This window comes from Bacteroides sp. OF04-15BH (assembly GCF_003477995.1).
Classification (GTDB): domain Bacteria; phylum Bacteroidota; class Bacteroidia; order Bacteroidales; family Bacteroidaceae; genus Paraprevotella.
In genome coordinates this window covers 1-255 of record NZ_QUEM01000093.1, presented here as the reverse complement: position 1 = coordinate 255, position 255 = coordinate 1, and the positions used below count along the sequence as shown (strand labels likewise).

The following is a 255-nucleotide window of genomic DNA, read 5'->3' as shown; positions in this document are numbered from 1 at the left end:
CCTTTGGCTACCCCCGTCATGTTGCTGCACAAGGGCATCATTTCATCGTACAGCACCCGCAACACTTGGTGCAGGTTGTCAAAATCCACCGCTGCTAATAACATAGGCATACCGATTTATATGTTACCAGTAGCGTTCATCCGCCGAGCCGTAAAGAGCCAGCACCCGGTCTGTGTCGTTCTTCTTCTTTGCCCGCAGGTAGGACACGGATATGTTCTTTCGGGTGTAGTAGTTCACGAGGTTGCGGTAGTTGAG

General features: G+C 51.4%; 2 pseudogenes. Both read right to left on the bottom strand.

The features are described from left to right. Positions 1-104 (bottom strand): annotated as a pseudogene (locus DXA74_RS16785) (conjugative transposon protein TraJ); the annotation flags it as partial. A 19-nt stretch (positions 105-123) separates the two neighbouring features. Beyond that, a pseudogene (locus DXA74_RS15925) lies at positions 124-255 on the bottom strand (conjugal transfer protein TraI); the annotation flags it as partial.